This window comes from Couchioplanes caeruleus (assembly GCF_023499255.1).
In the GTDB taxonomy this organism is placed as follows: Bacteria; Actinomycetota; Actinomycetes; order Mycobacteriales; family Micromonosporaceae; genus Actinoplanes; species Actinoplanes caeruleus_A.
In genome coordinates this window covers 5,142,210-5,161,675 of the sequence record NZ_CP092183.1, presented here as the reverse complement: position 1 = coordinate 5,161,675, position 19,466 = coordinate 5,142,210, and the positions used below count along the sequence as shown (strand labels likewise).

General features: G+C 74.6%; 19 protein-coding genes. 8 read left to right on the top strand and 11 right to left on the bottom strand.

The window, feature by feature from the left end:
• Positions 1–26 precede the first annotated feature (26 nt).
• The gene (gene recQ / locus COUCH_RS23945) at positions 27–1,874 is read right to left on the bottom strand and encodes a DNA helicase RecQ (RefSeq protein WP_249607434.1); all 1,848 of its coding nucleotides are present in this window, start codon (positions 1,872–1,874) and stop codon (positions 27–29) included.
• Between the two features lie 178 nt (positions 1,875–2,052).
• Between recQ and COUCH_RS23940 the strand changes: the two genes are divergently transcribed.
• Positions 2,053–3,465 (top strand): alpha/beta hydrolase, encoded by a 1,413-nt coding sequence (locus COUCH_RS23940; protein WP_249613793.1) that lies wholly within the window; start codon positions 2,053–2,055, stop codon positions 3,463–3,465.
• Here the strand turns inward: COUCH_RS23940 and COUCH_RS23935 are convergent.
• The 8 genes from COUCH_RS23935 to COUCH_RS23900 all read right to left on the bottom strand — a co-directional run bounded on the left by COUCH_RS23935 (position 3,438) and on the right by COUCH_RS23900 (position 11,202).
• Positions 3,438–5,372, bottom strand: coding sequence for a SpoIIE family protein phosphatase (locus COUCH_RS23935; RefSeq protein WP_249607433.1), 1,935 nt, complete (start codon positions 5,370–5,372; stop codon positions 3,438–3,440). The genes COUCH_RS23940 and COUCH_RS23935 overlap by 28 nt on opposite strands.
• Positions 5,373–5,459: 87 nt before the next feature.
• Complete coding sequence (locus COUCH_RS23930) at positions 5,460–6,107, bottom strand: GTP cyclohydrolase II (RefSeq protein WP_249607432.1); 648 nt, start codon at positions 6,105–6,107, stop codon at positions 5,460–5,462.
• Positions 6,108–6,159: 52 nt separating this feature from the next.
• Positions 6,160–6,849: a RibD family protein gene (locus COUCH_RS23925; protein WP_249607431.1), complete on the bottom strand. Its 690-nt coding sequence runs from the start codon at positions 6,847–6,849 to the stop codon at positions 6,160–6,162.
• Positions 6,850–6,886: 37 nt separating this feature from the next.
• Entirely contained in the window at positions 6,887–7,933 is a 1,047-nt protein-coding gene (locus tag COUCH_RS23920; RefSeq protein ID WP_249607430.1) for a lysylphosphatidylglycerol synthase transmembrane domain-containing protein, read from the bottom strand.
• 58 nt (positions 7,934–7,991) lie between these two features.
• The gene (locus COUCH_RS23915; RefSeq protein WP_249607429.1) at positions 7,992–8,792 is read right to left on the bottom strand and encodes a methyltransferase domain-containing protein; all 801 of its coding nucleotides are present in this window, start codon (positions 8,790–8,792) and stop codon (positions 7,992–7,994) included.
• Positions 8,789–9,823: a glycosyltransferase family 4 protein gene (locus tag COUCH_RS23910; protein WP_249607428.1), complete on the bottom strand. Its 1,035-nt coding sequence runs from the start codon at positions 9,821–9,823 to the stop codon at positions 8,789–8,791. The genes COUCH_RS23915 and COUCH_RS23910 overlap by 4 nt, the downstream gene beginning before the upstream one ends.
• Positions 9,820–10,218, bottom strand: a complete 399-nt coding sequence (locus COUCH_RS23905; protein ID WP_249607427.1) for a 6-pyruvoyl trahydropterin synthase family protein — start codon at positions 10,216–10,218, stop codon at positions 9,820–9,822. Before COUCH_RS23905 ends, COUCH_RS23910 begins: the two co-directional genes overlap by 4 nt.
• Entirely contained in the window at positions 10,219–11,202 is a 984-nt protein-coding gene (locus tag COUCH_RS23900) for a zinc-dependent alcohol dehydrogenase (RefSeq protein ID WP_249607426.1), read from the bottom strand.
• Positions 11,203–11,325: 123 nt separating this feature from the next.
• Between COUCH_RS23900 and COUCH_RS23895 the strand changes: the two genes are divergently transcribed.
• Positions 11,326–12,117, top strand: a complete 792-nt coding sequence (locus COUCH_RS23895; protein WP_249607425.1) for a CDP-alcohol phosphatidyltransferase family protein — start codon at positions 11,326–11,328, stop codon at positions 12,115–12,117.
• Positions 12,118–12,121: 4 nt separating this feature from the next.
• On the opposite strand, the gene COUCH_RS23890 is transcribed toward COUCH_RS23895, so the two are convergent.
• Both COUCH_RS23890 and COUCH_RS23885 read right to left on the bottom strand, forming a co-directional pair.
• A complete protein-coding gene (locus tag COUCH_RS23890) occupies positions 12,122–13,006 on the bottom strand; it encodes an ABC transporter substrate-binding protein (RefSeq protein WP_249607424.1) in 885 nt (294 codons plus the stop codon).
• Positions 13,007–13,022: 16 nt separating this feature from the next.
• Positions 13,023–13,793, bottom strand: a complete 771-nt coding sequence (locus tag COUCH_RS23885) for an alpha/beta hydrolase (protein ID WP_249607423.1) — start codon at positions 13,791–13,793, stop codon at positions 13,023–13,025.
• A gap of 38 nt (positions 13,794–13,831) precedes the next feature.
• On the opposite strand from COUCH_RS23885, the gene COUCH_RS23880 reads away from it, so the two are divergent.
• From COUCH_RS23880 to COUCH_RS23855, 6 genes are all read left to right on the top strand, one after another.
• Positions 13,832–14,056: a hypothetical protein gene (locus tag COUCH_RS23880; RefSeq protein WP_249607422.1), complete on the top strand. Its 225-nt coding sequence runs from the start codon at positions 13,832–13,834 to the stop codon at positions 14,054–14,056.
• A gap of 107 nt (positions 14,057–14,163) precedes the next feature.
• Positions 14,164–14,379 (top strand): hypothetical protein, encoded by a 216-nt coding sequence (locus tag COUCH_RS23875; protein WP_249607421.1) that lies wholly within the window; start codon positions 14,164–14,166, stop codon positions 14,377–14,379.
• A gap of 72 nt (positions 14,380–14,451) precedes the next feature.
• Positions 14,452–15,675 (top strand): MFS transporter, encoded by a 1,224-nt coding sequence (locus COUCH_RS23870; protein WP_346015936.1) that lies wholly within the window; start codon positions 14,452–14,454, stop codon positions 15,673–15,675.
• A 40-nt stretch (positions 15,676–15,715) separates the two neighbouring features.
• A complete protein-coding gene (locus COUCH_RS23865; RefSeq protein ID WP_249607418.1) occupies positions 15,716–16,501 on the top strand; it encodes a hypothetical protein in 786 nt (261 codons plus the stop codon).
• Between the two features lie 56 nt (positions 16,502–16,557).
• A complete protein-coding gene (htpG, locus tag COUCH_RS23860) occupies positions 16,558–18,408 on the top strand; it encodes a molecular chaperone HtpG (protein ID WP_249607417.1) in 1,851 nt (616 codons plus the stop codon).
• Between the two features lie 21 nt (positions 18,409–18,429).
• A complete protein-coding gene (locus tag COUCH_RS23855; RefSeq protein WP_249607416.1) occupies positions 18,430–19,434 on the top strand; it encodes an NADP-dependent oxidoreductase in 1,005 nt (334 codons plus the stop codon).
• Positions 19,435–19,466: the final 32 nt, after the last annotated feature.

Sequence of the window (19,466 nt, the reverse complement as noted above, 5' to 3'; positions counted from 1 at the left end):
CGCCGCCGGGCCCTCCCGGCACCGATTTACCCGGCGGCGAGGGCCTCGAGGACCGGCTGGCCGTACTTCGCGAGCTTGTTCTCGCCGACGCCGCTGACGGTGGACAGCTCCGCCAGCGAACCGGGCTGCAATGCGGCGATCTGGCGCAGGGTCGCGTCGTGGAAGATCACGTACGCCGGGACGCCGGCCTCCTTCGCCGCCGAGGCCCGCCAGGCGCGCAGCCGCTCGAAGGCCGCCGCGCCCGCCGGGTCGAGGTCCGCCGCGGGCGCCGCCCCGCCGCCGCCGGAGGACGTGCGCCGGGCCCGGGGCGCGCGGGTGCGCTCCGGCTCACGGCGCAGCATGACCTCCCGCTCGCGGCGCAGGACGCTGCCGCTGGCATCGGTGAGCACCAGCGTGCCGTAGTCGCCCTCGACCGCGAGCAGCCCCTGGGCCAGCAGCTGGCGGACCACGCCGCGCCACTCCTGCTCGCGCAGGTCGGTGCCGATGCCGAACACCGACAGCTCGTGGTGGCGGAACTGGGTCACCTTCTCGGTGGTCTTGCCGAGCAGGATGTCGATGGACTGGCCGGCGCCGAACTTCTGCCCCCGCTCGCGCTGCAGCCGCAGCACCGTGGAGAGCAGCTTCTGGGCCGGGATCGTGCCGTCCCACGACTCCGGCGGGTTCAGGCAGGTGTCGCAGTTGCCGCAGGACGGCTCCGCGGCCTGGCCGAAGTAGGCGAGCAGCTGCGCGCGGCGGCACTGGACCGTCTCGCACAGCGCGAGCATCGCGTCGAGGTGCGCGCCCAGGTTGCGCCGGTGCGCCGCGTCGCCGTCCGAGGTCTCGATCATCTTGCGCTGCTGGACCACGTCCTGCAGCCCGTACGCCAGCCACGCCGTCGACGGCAGCCCGTCGCGCCCGGCGCGCCCGGTCTCCTGGTAGTAGCCCTCCACCGACTTGGGCAGGTCGAGGTGCGCCACGAACCGCACGTCCGGCTTGTCGATGCCCATGCCGAACGCGATCGTCGCGACCATGACCAGGCCGTCCTCGCGCAAAAACCGGCTCTGGTTCGCCGCGCGGGTCTGCGCGTCGAGGCCGGCGTGGTACGGCAGGGCGGCGATGCCCTGCTGGGTGAGGAACTCGGCGGTCTTCTCCACCGAGGCGCGCGACAGGCAGTAGACGATGCCGGCGTCGCCGGCGTGCTCGGTGCGCAGCAGCTCGAGCAGCTGGCGGCGGGGCTCGTTCTTCCCCACGATCCGGTACTGGATGTTGGGCCGGTCGAAGCTCGCGGTGAAGTGCCGGGCGCCGGTCAGGTCGAGCCGGGTCGCGATCTCCTCGCGGGTGGCGCTGGTCGCGGTGGCGGTCAGCGCGATGCGCGGCACGTCGGGCCAGCGCTCGTGCAGCATCGACAGGTTGAGGTAGTCGGGGCGGAAGTCGTGGCCCCACTGGGCGACGCAGTGCGCCTCGTCGATCGCGAACAGGGCGATCCTGCCCTGGTCGAGCAGCCGCTGGGTGGCCGGCGAACCGAGGCCCTCGGGCGCGACGTAGAGCAGGTCCAGCTCGCCGGCGAGGAACTGCTGCTCGGTGCGGCGCCGCTCGTGCGACTCCTGGGTCGAGTTGAGGAAGCCGGCCCGCACGCCGAGCGTGCGCAGCGCGTCGACCTGGTCCTGCATCAGCGCGATCAGCGGCGAGATCACCACGCCGGTGCCCGGGCGCACCAGCGCGGGGATCTGGTAGCACAGCGACTTGCCGCCGCCGGTGGGCATGAGCACCAGCGCGTCGCCACCGGCGATGACGTGCTCGATGATCTCGTGCTGCCCGCCGCGGAACTCGGCGTAGCCGAACACGCGGTTGAGCACGTCGTACGCGGGGCCGGTGAGCGGGGGAGCGGAAGTCACCCCGCGAGTTTAGTGACTCCGCCGCCGTCCGCTCCGGGCCCTGTGGACAGCGACCGTACGGCGGCCGCGACCTGCCCGGGGACCCGGCGTGCGGTCAGCGCCGTCGGCCGCCTTAGGGGACCGCTCCGGGGAACACCCTGATGACCGTGCGGCGGCCGGGGCGAAGCATCGACGCATGATGATCGCCCGACCCCTGGTCCTCGCGCTGGCCGCCGGCGCGCTCGTGGCCATGCCCGCCCACGCCCGGCCACCCACGCTCAGCTGGCACCCGTGCGCCCCCACCGGAACGCCCGCCCCCGCGGCGAGCGGAACGCCGGTGCCCACGGCGAGCGGGAGGGCTCCCGCCCCGGAGTGCGCCACGCTGCGGCTCCCCGTCGACTGGGCCGACCCGGCCGGCGAGACGTTCGAGCTGGCCGTCGCGCGCCGCCGAGCGCTCGACCCGGCCGCCCGCGCCGGCACGCTCGTCTTCGGCCCGGGCGGCCCCGGCGACTCCGGCACCGCACGCGTCGAGACCGGGATCGGCCGGTTCAGCCCGGAGCTGCAGCGCCGCTTCGACATCGTCAGCTTCGACCCCCGCGGGGTGGGCCGGAGCCACGCGATGCCGTGCACGCCCGCGTACGCCGACCCGGTCGTGCACAGCCAGGCCGAATTCGATCAGCGCGTCCGGGACAACCGCGCCCTCTGGGACCGGTGCCGCGACACGTACGGGGCCCTGTTCGGCCACGCCGACACGGCGAGCACCGTACGCGACCTCGACGCCCTGCGCGCCGCCCTGGGCGAGCCCCGGCTGACCTTCCACGGCAGCTCGTACGGCACCCTCCTCGGCGAGGAGTACGCCGAGCGCTACCCGTCCCGGGTCCGGGCGATCGTGCTCGAGAGCGCGGTCGACCACAGTCAGGACACGCGGGGCTTCCTGCGGACGCAGGCGTGGGCGCTGCAGGACTCCTTCGACGCGTTCGCCCGGTGGTGCGCGCAGACCGCATGCGATCTGCCACGGCACGACGCGCACGCCGCGTGGGCCCGGCTGATGGCCGACGCCGACCGGGGCGCGATCAACCTGTCGGCCTGGGACCTCACCGTCACCGCGCACCGGTACCTGTACGGCCCGGACTACGCGAGCCTCGCGGCGACGATGCGGACCCTGCTCGACCACGAGCCGGCGGAGCGGGCCGCCCCGTCCCCGCCCGTCTCGGCCGTGTTCTGCAACGACTGGGCGCTGCCGTTCCGCGACTACCGCCAGTACGCCGGGGAGCTGAAACGGGCGCAGACCCGGGACCTGCGCTACTCGGCGGGCGTCATGGCGGCCGGCATGTGCCTGGGCTGGCCCCGGCCCGTGGCGAACCCGCAGCACCGCCTCGACGTGCACACGCGTACGCCGCTGCTGCAGATCAACGCGCGGCACGACCCGGCGAGCGGCTACAACTGGGCGCTGTCCGTCTCGCGCCAGCTCGGCCGGTCCGGGGTGCTGCTCACGTACGCCGGTGCCGGGCACGGCTCGTACAACAGCGGCTCGGGGTGCATGCGGGCGGCCGTCGACGCGTACCTGACCGGCCTGGTGGTTCCTCAGCGCGGGGCGGTGTGCCCGGCCTGAGTGATCCGGTGCGGCAGCGCCACCAGGTCGAGGACGAGCTGGGCGGTGCTGCCGCGGGCCGCGTGCAGGTCCAGCGGGGCGCCCTGCCGCCGGTGCCGCTCGGCGACGTGGTGCAGGGCGGACACCCCGGCGCTGGCCAGCAGCGTCACCCCGGTCAGGTCCACGACGAGCGGGAGCGCACCGCCGCGGCTGCGGCGCAGCAGGTCCTGCCGCAGGTGGGTGGCGGTGCCGGCGTCGACCGGGCCGGTGACGCGCACCTCGTCCGGGCCGGCCTCCTCGACGCGCATCGGCTCGGTGCCGCCCGGCTGCGCGCCCGGGCGGCGGACGACCCCCGGTGCGCGGGCCGGGCGGACCAGTTTGTGCCGCAGCGTCGCCACCGTGCCCGCCGGCCCGGGCTCCACCCGCAGGTCGCCGACGAGCTGGGTGGTCAGCGCCAGCCCCCGCCCGCGCAGCGACTCGCGGGCCGGCTCGCGCCAGGCGCCCCGGTCGCGGACCTCGGCGACGACCTCGCCGAGCGGGTCGAGCCGCACGGTCATCCGGACGTGCCCGCCGGAGCGGCCGTCGTACCCGTGCTCGATCGCGTTGGTGACCAGCTCGCTCAGCGCGTGCTGCAGCACGAACGCGTCGTCGTCGGTCGCCCCGGCGGCCGTGAGCCAGTCGGTGACGGCCGCCCGCGAGGCGCGCAGCGAGGACAGCTCCGCCGGCAGCTCCAGGACCAGCTCCGGTGGCGGCGGGACCCGTTGCGCGGCGAGCAGGGTGATGTCGTCGCTGTGCCCGCTGATCCGTACCAGCAGCTCGACGGTCTGGCTGCAGACCCGCTCGGCGGCGGTGTCGTGCGGGGCGTGCAACGCCCGTCCGATGGCCGCCGACGCGGCGACCCGGGCGAGCTCGGCGCGGCCGGCGGGCACGGTCAGGCCCGGCCGCTCCAGGATGCCGTCGCTGTGCAGCAGCAGGACGTCGCCAACCTCGAGGTGCTCCTCGCAGACCGCGAAGCCGTCGCCGGTGCCCAGCGGCGCGGCGCCGCTGGACGGCAGGTAGCGGGTGTCACCGTCGGCGCGGATCAACAGCGGCGGGGGATGCCCGGCCGTGCAGTACGCGACGTCACCATTGCGCGGATCCAGCACGACGAGACACACGGTGGTCGCGTGCGCGGCGGGGTTGCGCCGCGCGAAGCGGTCCGCGGCGTCCAGCGCCTCGGCGACGTCCGCGCCGCCGGCGAGCCGGTCCTGCAGCACCGCGCGCAGCTGTCCCATCACACCGGACGCCGCCACCCCGTGCCCCACGACGTCGCCGACGACCAGCGCGACCGTGCCGTCCTCGCGTGCGACCGCCTCGAACCAGTCGCCGCCCGCCGCCCGGTCGGTGTCGGCGAGCAGGTAACTCGCCCCGATCTGCGCGCCCGGCAGCACGGGGAGCCCGTGCGGGAGCAGCTCGCGCTGCAGGGCGGTGACGACGTCCAGGGTCTTCTCGTAGCGCTCCTGCAGGTGTTCCGCCCGGCTCTCGGCGTCGAGCCGGGCCTGCACCATCGGCGTCACGTCGAAGCCTGCCCCGATGACGCCGCGGATCCTGCCGTCGGCGTGCCGCCACGGACTGATGGAGAACGTGGTGTAGATCTCGTGCACCGAGCCGTCGGGGCGGGTCAGGGTCGCCCGCCATTCGACGCCCCGCATCGGTACGCCGGAGTGCAGGACCTCGGCGTACAGGTCGATCCACTGCTGCCCGCCGACGTCGGGGAACACCTCGCCGAGCGGCCTGCCCAGGGTCTCCCGGCCCGGGATCAGCGCCCGGGTGGCCGCGTTGACGTACGCCAGGCGCAGGTCCGCGCCCTCGCAGACGATGAGGATGAACGGCATCTGCTCCGCCGCCGAGGTGACCACCTCCGGGTCACCGGCTCGCTCTGCGTCCATCCCACCGCGCTTCCCACCTCGACGCCGTCAAGCCATCATCGTGCCCGACCGCCGGAGCCGCACGTCGCCCGGCGGGTGCGGCCGCCCCTAGAGTCCGGGCAGGTCGAGGGTGTGCGCGGTGTGGGTGGCCTTCGTGGCGAGGTAGCGCAGGTTGGCCGGGGACAGGTGCACGCCCGTCGGGATGCGCTCCTTCACCTCGACGCCGCACGCCTGCAGCTGAGCGGCCTTGTCGGGGTTGTTGCTGAGCAGCCGGACCTTGTCCGCCCCGAGCGCCAGCAGCATCTGCGCCGCCGCCGTGTAGTCGCGCTCGTCCTCGCCGCGGCCCAGCGCCACGTTCGCCTCGTACGTGTCCAGCCCCGCCTCCTGCAGCGCGTACGCGTCGAGCTTGGCGTACAGGCCGATGCCGCGGCCCTCCTGGCGCAGGTAGAGCAGGAGCCCGCCGGCGGTGGCGATCCGCTCGACGGCCTCGCGCAGCTGCGGCCCGCAGTCGCAGCGCTGGCTTCCGAAGACGTCGCCGGTGAGGCATTCGCTGTGCGGGCGGACCAGGGGCGCGTCGAGGACCGCCCGCTCCCAGTCGCCCAGCCCCAGCGCGAGGTGCTCCCGGCCGTCGATCAGCCCGTCGAACGTGAGCACCCGGGCGGTGGTCGCGTAGCCGTCGGCGAAGCGCAGTGGCACCGTGACGCGCGTGCGTACCGTCGCTCCCGGAACGTCCCTCCAGCCCGGCGCTTCGGACATCGGCCCCCCATTCTCGATGGTCATCTTCTGCTTGCCCCCGGCGGCCGGGGTCTCAGTCCTGGAACCGGTCGGACAGCGCGTAGCGCAGCAGCACCACGTCGCCGATCCGGCGGACACCGGCGAGCTGCGCGCGGCGTTGCGCGCACCACGGGAAGTCGCCGTCGCCGACGAAGCGCGGCGCCTTGGAGTCGCCCACGAAGAACGGCGCGACGACCAGCTGCAACTCGTCCGCGAGCCCGGCGGTCAGGAACTGGGTGTGGACGGTGCCGCCGCCCTCCACCATGAGCCGGGCGACGCCGCGCGTGGCCAGGTCACCGGTGACCCGGCGCAGGTCGACCGGGTCGCCGCCGTCCACGACCGTGGCGAGGTGGCCCAGCCGGCGCCGGGCCGACGGCATCGCCGGGGTGGCGCAGTACACCAGCTTGGCGGCGTCGCCGAGGGTGAAGAACCGGGCTTCCGGGTCCAGGTCGCAGCTGCCGGTGACGGTGACCTTGACGGGATCCGGTGACTGCCCGCGCGTCTCGCGGGCCTTGCGCCGGGTCTCGTCGCGGATCAGCAGCCGCGGGTTGTCCCGGCGGACGGTGCCGGCGCCGACCAGGATCGCGTCGCAGCCGGCGCGGACCTCGTCGACCCGGTCGAAGTCGGCGTCGTTGGAGAGCAGCAGCCGCTCGTCGTCGGCGCTGTCGACATATCCGTCGATGGACATGCCGCAGCTCAGCAGGACGTACGGCCGATCTTCCACCGGACCAACATAATCCGCGCCGAGGGTGGCGGCACCCTCACGCACCGCTGCCGACCAACTCCCGGACCGGGCGGGCGGCAGGGCGGACCGGTGCAATCTCCACAATTGTCGCGGCCGGGAGGGCCCGCGAGGCCGCTCGCGCCGCCGCCCGCGCCCGGGCCCGGCCCGCGGCCCGGGTGGCGATGATCACCAGGCCGGGCAGGGCCGCGACGAAGGCGAAGAGCCCGTAGACGACGGAGATCGTGAGGCCCTGGGTGGCGCTGAGCCCCGCCGCGCCGAACGCCCAGGCGGTGACGCCCTCGCGCGGCCCCCACCCGCCGACGTTCACCGGCAGCGCCATCGACAGCAGGGCCAGCAGCATCAGCGGCGCGAGGCGCAGCAGCGAGGCGTCCGAACCCGCAGCGCGGGCCGCGACGACGAAGGTGGCCAGGTGCCCGGCCAGCACGACCGTCGAGGCGAGGAGCACGCCGGGCCAGTTACCGCGGGCCAGCAGCCCCGCGCGGATCTCGGCCACCGCGGTGCGGGCGGCTCGGGCCCAGCGGGACGCGCCGCTGCGCAGGCGGCCGACCGCGACGACGAGCAGGACCGCGACCGAGGCGAGGGCCGCGGCGGTCACCGCGACCGCCGGCCCGTGCTCGCGCAGATGCGACGACACCGGCGACGGTACGGTCAGCAGCACCGCGAGCCCCACGCCGACGAGCACGATCTGCCCGGCCGTGCGTTCCAGCACCACCGCCCGCACGCTTTTGCCGACGTCGCCCGCGTCCCGGCCGTGCTGCACGGCCCGGTCCACGTCGCCGAGCACGCCGCCGGGCAGGGCCGCGTTGATGAACAGGGCCTTGTAGTAGTCGGCGATCGCGCCCCGCAGCGACAGCCGCAGGCCGAGGCCGCGGGCCACCAGGCACCAGCGCCAGGCGCTGAACACCGTGGTGGTCACGCCGATCGCGAACGCGACGCCGAGGGTGGGGGCGTCGATCACCCGCAGCCCGTCGACGAACGCCCCGGTGCCCAGACGCCAGAGCAGCACGGCGAGGATCCCGGCCCCGCCGAGCAGCCGCGCCCACGCCCAGATCGATCGGTTCATGCCGCCCCCTTGAAGCTCGCCGTCCTGACACTCATACGTCCGGTCGGGCGTGGGCGGTTCAGTCCTTCCGCGCGTAAAGATCTTGGTGGTCCACCGTCGCGCGCAGCGAGCCGGCCTCGATCGCCGCGAGCCGGGCCGCGAGATAGTCGTCCAGCCGCAGCTCAGGGCGCTGCTCGGCGGCCGCGGCCACCCAGCCGCGCAGCCATTCCGCGAGCAGCCCGGCGTGCTCGGGACCCAGCCGCCACGGGCTCGATCGGGTGGTGACCGTCACACCGGCGGTGGCGAAGGCCTGGGCCGCGGCGCCGACCGCCTCCGGGCCCAGGAGCCGGCGGCCGTCCACCTCGCGGCGCTGGTGTTCGTTGAAGGCCGCGGCCACCTCCGCGTCGAGCGGGTGCGGCGGGTCGAAGGTGACCTCCCCGGTGACCGAGAGCGTGAACAGCGCGGGCACGCCGGCCGCCGCGCACACCTCGGCGAGCGCGGTGACCTCGTCGGCGGTGAACAGGTCGAGCAGCGCCGAGCACGTGACCAGCGACACCCCGGCGAGGTCGGCGGCGGTCAGGTCCGTGACGTCGCCCCGAGCCGTCTCGGCGGTCACCGGGCTGCCGTCCGCCGCGGCGGTGGGCAGGTGCGCGGCGGCGTACGCCAGCAGCGCCGGGTCGCGGTCCTGCAGAATCCACCGCTGCGGCCCGGGCAGCCGCGGAGCGAGCCAGCGCCCCAGCGAGCCGGTCCCGCAGCCGAGGTCCCGGACGACGATCTCGCCCCCGGCCGGCCGGAGCAGGCCGATGAGGTCGGTGGAGCGGGCGGCGGCGTCCGCGGGCTCACGCAGCGACAGCCACTCGGTGCTGAACTCTCCGGTCATCGGTCAAGTACCTCGCTCAGTCGTCGGGTCGTCTCGTCCCAGCCGCGCAGCGTCTCCCGGCGGGCGCGGGCCGAGGTGCGCCAGGCGGCGCGCAGATCGGCGTCGGTCAGCCACCGGCGCAGGGCCGTGGCCAGGGACTCTACGTCGCCGGGCGGGACGAGCCCACCGGGCACGGTGCCGTCCGGGGCCCGCCCGACCGCCTCCGGCACCCCCTCGACCTCGGTGCCGAGCACCGGGATGCCACGGGCCAGCGCCTCGGTGACGACCATCCCGTACGTCTCCGCGCGCGACGGCAGGACGAGCAGGTCGGCGGCCGCGTACTGCGCGTCGAGCGCGGCACCGGTCCGGGGGCCGATGAAGCGCGTCCGTCCACCGCGGGCCGTCACCCGCGCCGCGAAGGCCGGGTCGCGGTCGAGCGCCCCGACGCAGACGCACCGCCACGGCAGGTCGTCGATGCGGATCAGGGCGTCGACCAGCACGTCCTGCGCCTTGCGGGGGGTGACCGCGGCGACGCACAGCAGCCGCCGGCCGTGCGGGCCGGGCTCGGTGAGCGGCGCGGGCTCCACGCCGGGCGGCGCGACGTGCACGGTGCCGGGCCGAAGCCCGTGCAGGGCCTCGATGCGGCGGGCGGCGCCCTCGCTGGTGGCCACCACGGCGTCCGCCGCCCGCACCGTACGGCGTTCCCGGGCGGGCAGCTCCGGCGCCGCCCCGGTCTCGTCGCCCAGCGGCAGGTGCACCAGCACCACCTGCCGCAGCCGCGCGGCGTGTGCCTCGACGATCTCCGGGACCGCGCCCGCGACCAGGCCGTCCATCAGCACGGTCGCCCCGTCCGGCAGCGCGCGCACCGCGTCGTCCAGCTCCCGCGCCTGCTCCGCGCCCGGGTGCGGCCACGGCCCCGCGACGGCGATCTCGTGCACCGGACGGCTCGCCGCCAGCCCGGTGAGCACCCGCCGGTCGTACGTGTTCCCGCCGCTCGGCGCCGCCGGGTCGTCGATGTCGCCCGGCAGCACCGCGTACAGCGGATCGGTCACAGGTCTCGCTCGTACGTCGCCCACGCGATGTGCGACTCGTGCAACGTGACGGCGATGCCGGTGAGCCCGCTCGCGCCCGCGCCCAGCGCCCCGCCGGCCGCCTTCCCGGCGAGCCGGTCGGCGATGACCTTGGCCAGGTACTCGGTCGACGTGTTGATCCCGGCGAAGTCGGCCTCGTCGTCGAGGTTGCGGTAGCTGAGGCCGCCGCAGATCGCGTGCAGCTCCTGGCTCGCCAGGCCGATGTCCACCACGATGTTGTCGGCGTCCAGCTCGGGACGCTTGAACGTGGCGTCCACGACGAAGGTGGCGCCGTGCAGCTTCTGGGCCGGTCCGAAGACCTCCCCGGTGAAGCTGTGCGCGATCATGATGTGGTCACGGACGGTGACGCTGAACATTCACTCTCCCGTCGGGTAGGTGATGAGGTGACACAGGGCCGGTAGCTCCCCGCTGGTGAGCCGGGGCAGCACCGCGGGCAGCTCGGCGAACGCCGACTCCCCGGTGATCAGGGCGTCGAACACCGGGTCGGCGAGCAGATCCAGGGCGACCGCCAGGCGATCGGCGTACGAGCGGCGCCCGCGCCGGGCCGGGGCGATGCCGCCGACCTGGCTGCTCCTGACCGTCAGGCGGCGGGAGTGGAAGAACTCGCCGAGCGGGACGCTGACCTCGCGGTCGCCGTACCAGCTGAGCTCGACGACCGTACCCTCGGCGGCGAGCAGCTCGAGCGAGCGGGTCAGCCCGGCGGCGGTCGCGCTGGCGTGCACCACCAGGTCGCAGTCGTCGTGCGCGTCCGCGGGCAGTGCGAAGTCCACGCCGAGCGCGGCGGCCACGGCGCCCTTGGCCGGGTCGGTGTCGACGAGCTGGACGCGGGCGCCGGGGAAGCGGGAGAGGATCGCGGCCACGCTCGCGCCGACCATGCCCGCGCCGACGACGGCGATCCGGTCGCCGATCAGCGGCGCGGCGTCCCAGAGGCCGTTGAGCGCGGTCTCCACCGTGCCGGCGAGCACGGCCCGTCGCGCCGGGACCTGCGGCGGGACGACCGTGACCGCGTCGGCCGGGACGACGTAGCGGGTCTGATGCGGGAAGAGGCAGAACACCGTACGGCCGAGGAGCTCCTCGGGGCCCCGCTCGACGACGCCGACGTTGAGGTAGCCGTACTTCACCGGGGCGGGGAAGCCGCCCTCCTGGAACGGGGCGCGCATGGCCTCGTGCTGGCTGTCCGGCACGCCGCCGCGGAACACCAGCGTCTCCGTGCCGCGGCTGACGCCGGAGTGCAGCGTGCGGACCAGCACCTCCCCGGGCCCCGGCTCCGCGACGTCCGCCGGCCGGATCTCGCCCGCCCCGGGGCGCGCCAGCCAGAACGCTTCCGCCGTACCCGTCATCGGTGTTTCTCCTCCGGCCACTGAACCGAACGCGCCGGGCAAGCGTGTTCTTGGACAGCGGCAACCATACGCGGGACCCGATCTTGCCCACCCGGAGGCACTGTGACACTCAGTATCGACACCATGACGGCTCGTTCCGGCCGGGGACCGCTGGCCGGGGTGGCCGCGCAGGTCCTCATCATGGCGGCGCTCGCCGCCACGGTGGGCCTGAGCGCGGTGGGCTGGCTGGCCGGCCTCGCGTACGCCGTGGTGTTGTGCGCCCTGCTCCGCTCCGGGATGCGCCGGGCCGGGATGCTCGTGCTGGGCCCCGCGAACGCCGTGACGCTGGCCCGCGCGACGCTGGTCGGTGCGGTGACCGCGCTCGTGGTGACCTCCTTCGAGCACGCCGTGGCGCTGCCCGTCCTGGTGACGCTGGTCGGCGTCGCGCTCGCCCTCGACGGCGTCGACGGCCAGGTGGCGCGGCGTACGGGCAACGTGACCTCGCTCGGCGCGCGCTTCGACATGGAGGTCGACTCGTTCCTCGCGCTGGTGCTGAGCGTCTACGTCGCGGGCACGGTCGGCTGGTGGGCGCTGCTCATCGGCGCCGCCCGCTACCTGTTCGTCGCGGCGGCGGCGGTGGCGCCCTGGATCCTCGCCGCGCTGCCGCCGCGCTTCTCCCGCAAGGTCGTCGCCGCCACCCAGGGCGTCGTGCTGGTCGTGGCCACCGCGGGCCTGCTGCCGGACGCGCTCACCCGGGTCGTCGTGGCGGCCGCGCTCGCCTCGCTCGTCTGGTCGTTCGGCAAGGACATCGCCTGGCTGTGGCGTGCCGAGCAGGAGCGCCGGGACTCGGTGGCCGCGGCGCACCGGGACCGCGTGCTGCGGCGTACGGTCCCCGGCATGCGGCGGACCCGGCGCCCGGCCTCGGTCAGCGCCTGAGCCGTCAGGAGATCCGCCGTACGGTCCCCGGCCGCGCGGCGGGCACCGCGTCCGGGTGCAGCACCGCCGCGATCGCCTCGACGCCGTCGACCAGCCGCGGCCCGGGACGGACCACGAGGCCGTCGCCGTCGATCGCCCACACCGCGGCTCCCGGGAAGTGCGGCACCACGCGTTGCGCCTGGTCCGCGGCGCCGTCGAGATGGAAGCCGCACGGCGTGACCAGCACGACGTCCGGCCGGGCGGCCGCCAGCCCGGCGTAGGTCGTCTCCACCGACCGGGCGCCGGGCCGGGCCGCGACGGGCTCCCCGCCGGCGGCCGTGACCAGGTCGGGCACCCAGTGGCCCGCGGTGAACGGCGGATCGACCCACTCGACGACGGCCACCCGCGGGCGCGGCCGGCCCGCCACCGCCGCGGCGACCGCGTCCAGGCGGGCACGCAGCGACGACACCAGCGCCGCCGCCCGCTCCGGCACCCCGGCCCGCTCGCCCACGGTGCGGAAGGTGCCGAGCACCTCCTCCAGGGTGTACGGATCCAGCGACACCACGTCCGCCCGGCAGCCCAGGTGCTCCAGCGCGTCCGACACGTCGCCGGAGGGCAGCGCGCACACGCGGCACAGGTCCTGGGTGAGGATCAGGTCGGGGGCCAGCCCGGCGAGTGCGTCCTCGTGCAGCGTGTAGAGGTCACCGCCGGCCGCCATCTGGCCCTTCACGTACGCGTCGATATCGGCGGGGCTCAGGCCACGGGTGTCGCGGCCGCCGACGACCACCGCCTTGTCGGTCCGGGCGTGCGCCGGTTCGTCGCACTCGAAGGTCACGCCCACCAGGTCGGCGTCGAGGCCGAGGGCGTACACGATCTCCGTGGCGGAGGGCAGCAGCGAGACCAGGCGCATGGTCGGTCAGTCTGCCCTATCCGAGTGCGCGGGCGATGAGGTCGAACGCTTCCGGCAGGCACGTGCTCCAGTACGCGAAGTTGTGCCGGCCCTCGCGGTAGCTCCCGGCCGCCCGGCCCTCGGGCAGCGCCTTCTCGAGTGCCTTCACCTCGGTGAGCAGGCCGTCGTCGGTGCCGCACCAGAGTCCGACCGGTACGCCGCGCAGCCGGCCGGCCTGCGCGAACACCTCGTCGCCCGGGGAGACCGCGGGGGAGAAGGCGGCGACGGACCGGACGAAACCGGGGAACGTCTCGGCCAGCAGCAGGGAGCCGTACCCGCCCATGGACCAGCCGCAGGCCGCGATCCGGCGGGTGTCGAAGCCCCGGTCCGCGCACCAGGCCGGGAGCTCCTCGTGCACCATCGCCTGCGGGTCGTCACCGCCGGACGGCCGCCACGCCAGGCGCCCGCCCGTCGCCCCGGCCAGCACGAACGGGGCGTTGCCGCGGCGTACGGAATCGGTCACGAACCTGCCGAAGCCCAGCGCGGGATAGTCCGCAGCGGTCTTGGAGGCCCCGTGCAGCACCAGGCAGACCGGCAGCCCGCGCCCGTCGCCGTGCCCGGCCGGTACGGCCGTGTAGAAGTCGACGTCCCGGCCCCGCGCCCGTGACCGCCGGGTCTCCAGGCGCTCGTCGCCCAGCGGCGCGTCCGGGATCACCGGCTCAGCGGCGAACCTGGTCCGGGCGTAGCCCCCGGCGGCCGCGACGGCCACCGCCGCGCCCGCCCCCGTCAGCAGCGTCCGTCGTCTCATCACCGTCCTCAACGCCCGGCGCGCCGCGTCGTGACGGCATGACGATCAACGCCACCCCGGCCACGATGACCGCCGTGGCGGGCCCGGTACGCCCGCCGACGCCCTCACCAGCAGCCACCATCCGAGCAGGACCGGTCGCGCGGCGGCGCGGCCTGGGCAGCGCCGGCACCCTGCGCCGCCACTTCCGGCGCCTGCGCGGCGTCACCCCGGGTCGGCACCGTGCGGCGTTCGGCGATCGGCAGCTACTACAGAGGGTGATGTGATCTCGGCCGATCGGCCGGTTCGTTGCCGCACAGTGAGTGCATAAGCTGCGGTCGTGAACTTGACCGAGGTTGCGATGGCTGCTGCCATCACTGTGAGTGTTGCCGGTGTGTCTTACGCTGCGTTCAACGCACACGGTCTGACGGGGGTCACGGTCAAGGTCGCGGACCAGGTGAGCTGCCGGACGGTGGAGGACGCGATCACCGCGTACGCGGCCCAGTACGGTACGGCGCCCACCCGCGTGGCCGAGCTGCGTCCGTACCTGCGGGGCGATGTGTCGGCGTACCGGATCGTGGGCGGGCGGGCGGCGGGACCCGGTTGCTGAGCTGGTGAGCCGCGACACGGTGGGCGGCTGCCGGGGCGTGGGGGCGTCCATCCGCGGATAGCGTGGCCCCACGTGGCTGTGGCGACCCCGACTCCAACTTCGACTCCGACTTCGACCCCGACTCTGACGAACGCGCGGCGTGCCGCGGGCAGATGGCTCCCACTCGCGCTCGTCTTCCTGGCGGTCGGCCTGTCCACCGCGATGAGCTCGCCGTTCCTCGCGCTGTTCCTCGACGAGGCGGTGCACGCCGACGCCGCGCACGTCGCCGTCTTCCTCGCCGCGGCGCCCGTCTCCGCGGTGTGCATCTCCACGCTCCTCGCGAAGGTGTCCGACCGGCTGCCCGTGCGGCGCGCGCTGCTGCTGGCCACGGCCCTCGCCGGCTGCGCCGGCACCGCGCTGACCGCCGTCCTGCGGGACTACTGGGCGCTGCTGGTGGTCACGGTGACGCTGACCGCGGCGGCCGCCGCGATGATGCCGCAGGTCTTCGCGTACGCGCGGGAGGCGCTGCACGGCTCGCAGCGGGTCGCCATGACGATGAGCTCTCTGCGCACGCTGTTCTCCATCGCGTGGGTCGCCGGGCCGCCGCTCGCCGCCGTCCTGCTCGACGCGGGCGGCTTCCCGGCCGTCTACGGCACCGCCTCGCTCATGTACGCCGTGGCGGCGCTCGTCGTGCTGACGGCCCTGCGAGCGTCCCCGCGGCCCGCGCCGCAACAGGCCGGGGCGGTACGGCCGGGAGCCGACGCCCCTCGGGCCGTGATCTGGCTGACGATCGTCGTCTTCGTGCTCACCCGCTGCGCCGGGGCCCTGTCGGTGCAGTCGCTGTCGCTGTTCGTCACCCGGGAACTGGGCGGCGAGGTACGTGACGCCGGACTGCTGCTCGGGCTGTGCGCCGGGCTGGAGATCCCGCTCATGCTGGGCTTCGGGTGGCTGGCGACGCGGGTCCCGGTGCACCGGCTGCTGCTGGTGGGGGCGGCGTGCGGTCTCGCGTACACGTCACTGGTGTCCGTGGCGACGAGCACCGCCGTGCTGGTGGCCGGGCAGCTGCTCAACGCCGCCTCGATCGCGGCGCTCACCGGGCTGGGCGTCACCTACGTGCAGGACATGCTGCCGCGGCACCCGGGCCGGGCCTCGACGCTGTTCACCAACACCTTCCCGGCCGGTGCCGTGCTCGCCGGTCCGGTTCTCGGTCTCGCCCAGCACGCGGGCTACCGGATGCCGTACGTCGTCGCGGCGGTGCTGAGCGCCGCGGCCCTCGCGTTGCTCGCGGTCCGGCGACACGGAGGGAAATCTGCCTGATCGGAGGCGAAAGTCCCGTTCGTACCTGTATGACGGTTTCATGGGTGAGTTGACGAGGCGGGACAAGCAGGTCGTCGGCGGCATGGTGGCGCTCCTGGTCGCGGGCGGGGGCACGCTGGTGCTCAGCGGGGAGGCCGGCCCCGGCGGCACGAGGACGACGCCGCCGGAACGGACGGTCGTCGCGGGGGCCGAGGCCGAGATGGGCCCGGCGCGGCGGCCGGCGCCGGGCAGGACGGCCGGCGCGGCGCAGCAGACGACGGTGCAGGCGCCGCCGGAGATCCGTACGCTGACGCCCCGGCCGGGATCCCCGGCGGCGACGAGCGCCGCGGCGCCCGGCCGCACCGCCGCGCCGGGCCTGCCGCAGTGGACCCCCGACGTGCCGCCGCCCCTGGTACGCCCCCCGCTGCCGACGCCGACCACACCCGCCCGGACCACCGCGCCGGCGACCTCGAAGCCCGGCCCGGCCACCGTGCCGACCACCCGGCCGCCGTCCACCCGGCCGCCGTCCACCCGGCCGCCGGTGACCCGCCCTCCGGTGACCCGGCCGCCGGCCACGACCACGCCGCCGGCGACCACGCCCCCGGCCACCACCCCGCCCGCGACGACCCCCGCGCCCGAGCCGACGACCCCGCCGGTCACCGAGGCCCCCCAGGAGCCCGCCGAACCCGAGCCCACCACCGCGCAGCCGCAGGACGACGGCGGCGAGGACCACGACCACGACCAGGACCACGACTTCCCGTGGCAGCCCGGCGCGGGCGGCCTGCCCGCCGGCCCCACCGCGCTGACCTGGCCGCCGGCCGTGCCCTCGGGGAACCCCTTCGAGTAGATCACCGCAGGGTCATACGATCAGCGGCGGAACGTATCGACGCACGGAGGGATGACATGGGCACCGAGACGCTGGAGTTCCAGGCCGAGGCGCGGCAGCTGTTGCAGCTGATGGTCCACTCGATCTACTCGAACAAGGACATCTTCCTGCGCGAGCTCATCTCCAACGCCTCCGACGCGCTGGACAAGCGGCGGCTCGCCGGGCTCACCGACGACAGCCTCCGCGCCGACGACCTGCACATCGAGATCGAGGCGGACGAGGAGGCGCGCACGCTGACCGTGCGCGACAACGGCATCGGCATGTCCCGCGACGAGGTGGTCGGCCTCATCGGCACCATCGCCCGCTCCGGCACCGCCGAGATGCTGCGCCGGCTCAAGGAGAGCAAGGAGAACGAGTCGGCCGAGCTGATCGGACAGTTCGGCGTCGGCTTCTACTCCACCTTCATGGTCGCCGACGAGGTCACCCTCGTCACCCGCAAGGCCGGCGAGGAGGCGGGTACGCGCTGGCGGTCGGCCGGCGAGGGGACGTACACGATCGAGGACGTCGCGGATGCGCCCACGGGCACCGCGGTCACCGTCCACCTGCGCCCGAAGGACGAGGAGGACGCGCTCTACGACTACGCCGACGAGTGGAAGATCCGCGAGATCGTCAAGCGGTACTCGGACTTCATCTCGTTCCCGATCCGCCTGCTCAAGGGCGAGGGCGAGCCGGAGACGCTGAACTCCATGAAGGCGCTCTGGGCGCGGCCGCGCTCCGAGGTCAAGGACGAGGAGTACACCGAGTTCTACCGGCACATCAGCCACGACTGGACCGACCCGCTGGAGATCATCCAGATGCGGGCCGAGGGCACCTTCGAGTACGAGGCCCTGCTGTTCATCCCGTCCCGCGCCCCGCACGACCTCTTCCAGCGCGACGGCCGCCGCGGCATCCAGCTGTACGTCAAGCGCGTGTTCATCATGGACGACAGCCGCGAGCTGATGCCCGACTACCTGCGCTTCGTCAAGGGCGTGGTGGACGCGGCCGACCTGTCGCTGAACATCTCCCGCGAGATCCTGCAGCAGGACCGGCACATCCAGCTGATCCGCCGGCGCCTCGCCAAGAAGGTCCTGTCCACCATCAAGGACCTGATGACCCGGGAGCCGGAGAAGTACCGGACCCTGTGGCGCGAGTTCGGCCGGGCCGTCAAGGAGGGCCTGCTCGGCGAGGCCGACGACCAGAAGGCGATCCTCGACGTGTCGTCGTTCGCCTCCACGGCCGGCGACGAGCCCACCACCCTGGCCGGCTACGTGTCGCGCATGAAGGAGGGCCAGGACGCCATCTACTACATGACCGGCGAGAGCCGCGCGCAGGTCGAGAACTCCCCGCACATGGAGGCGTTCAAGGCCCAGGGGTACGAGGTCCTGCTGCTCACCGACCCGGTCGACGAGATCTGGGTCGAGGCCGTGCCCGAGTACGACGGCCGGAAGCTGCAGTCCATCGCCCGTGGCGACGTCGACCTCACGCCCGACGAGAAGCCGTCCGAGGAGCAGACCGGCGAGTTCGCCCCGCTGCTGACCTGGCTGGGCGAGACGCTCGCCGACGTCAAGGAGGCCCGGCTCTCCACCCGGCTCACCACCTCGCCGGCCTGCCTGGTCAGCGACGCCGACGACATCACCCCGACGCTGGAGAAGATGTACAAGGCGATGGGCCAGGAGGTGCCCCCGGTCAAGCGCATCCTCGAGCTGAACCCCGGGCACCCGCTGGTCACCGGCCTGCGCGACGCGTACGCCCAGCGCGCCGACGCCCCGGACCTGCCCGAGACGGCCGAGTTGCTGTACGGCACCGCTCTGCTCGCGGAGGGCGGCGACCTGACCGACCCGGCCCGCTTCGCCAAGCTCCTCGCCGACCGCCTCGCCCGCACGATCTGAACGACCCCTAGGGTGGGCGGCATGACCACCTCGACCGAGATCCGGCTTGCCGCCCGCCCGCACGGGACGCCCGTGCCCACCGACTTCGAGACCGTGCGGACCGAGGTGCCCCAGCCCGGCCCCGGGCAGCTGCTCGTCCGCAACACGCTGATGAGCGTCGACCCGTACATGCGCGGCCGGATGGACGACCGCAAGTCGTACGTGGCGCCCTACGAGCTGGGCAAGGCGTTGCAGGGCGGCGCGGTCGGCGAGGTCGTCGCATCGGAGGCGGACGGGTTCCAGCCCGGCGAGACGGTGCTGCACGGGCTCGGCTGGCGCGAGTACGCCCTCGTCGACGCGCGCTCGGCGGCGAAGGTCGACCCGTCCCGGGCGCCGCTGGGGGCGTACCTCGGCGTGCTCGGGATGCCGGGGCTGACGGCGTACGCGGGCCTGCTGCGCACCGCCGAGTTCAAGCCCGGCGACGTCGTCTTCGTCTCCAGCGCGGCCGGCGCGGTCGGCCAGGTCGTCGGCCAGCTCGCCCGGCTGAAGGGCGCCGCCCGGGTCATCGGCAGCGCCGGCTCGGCGGCCAAGGTCGCCTACCTGCGCGACGAGCTGGGCTTCGACGCGGCGTTCGACTACCACGACGCGCCGGTACGCGACCAGCTCAAGGCGGCCGCCCCGGACGGCATCGACGTCTACTTCGACAACGTCGGCGGCGACCACCTCGAGGCCGCGATCTCGGCCCTGACGGTGCACGGCCGGGTCTGCGTCTGCGGCATGATCAGCGTCTACAACGCCACCGAGCCGGTCCCCGCGCCCCGCAACCTGGCCCAGGTCATCGGCAAGCGCCTGACCATCCGCGGCATGCTCGTCGGTGACCACGGCGACCTGCGCGACCAGTTCCACACCGAGGTCGCCCCGCGGGTGGCGGACGGCAGCATCCGCTACCGCGAGACCGTCCTCGAGGGCATCGACCAGGCGGTGGAGGCCTTCCTGTCCATGCTGCGCGGCGACGGCATCGGCAAGACCCTGGTGAAGCTGGCCTGACCTGCCCGGCGTCGGCGCGGCCCCGGGCCGCT